The sequence below is a fragment of the Alcanivorax sp. HI0044 genome (assembly GCF_001634945.1).
On record NZ_LWEZ01000405.1, the window covers coordinates 1 to 554 of the forward strand.

Genomic DNA, 554 nt, shown 5'->3' on the forward strand with positions numbered 1-554 from the left:
TTCCAGTGACACCATGTGGCAAATCGCCCTGAATAATCGCCCCTCGAACAGTGTGTCGGTGCAACAGATGCTGGTGGCGATTCAGGAGATGAACCCGGATGCGTTCATCAATAACAACGTGAACCTGGTGCGTGAAGGCACCGTTCTGCGTATCCCTAACGAGCAGGAAGTGCGCACCATCTCCACCCGTTCCGCTATTGCGGAAGTCGCTGATCAGAACCGCCAATGGCGTGACATGCTGGAAAAACGAGGCATCCAAACCCCGCAGCGTGCCCAGATTGATGGTTCTCGCCAAGTCACAGACAGCGATGATGAGGCTGAGACGCCAACCCGCGGTGAAGTGAAGCTGGTTGCTCCGGAATCCACTGCCGGCGTTGATGATGGCGACAGTACGGGTTCTGACGAACAGGGCAGCGCCAATACTGCGGTGCTGGAGAACGAGCTGGCGATTCGCGATGAGAGTCTGGATCGCCTGGATCGTGAAAATTCTGAGCTGAAATCCCGCCTGCGTGATCTGGAAGAGCAAAGTTCCACCAGCGAACAGCTGCTGAAGT

At 56.1% G+C, this 554-nt stretch carries 1 protein-coding gene; it reads left to right on the forward strand.

The genetic code is table 11. The features are described 5' to 3' along the window. A partial coding sequence (locus A3730_RS04925; protein ID WP_304439463.1) for a FimV/HubP family polar landmark protein occupies positions 1-554 on the forward strand: 554 nt, incomplete at both ends.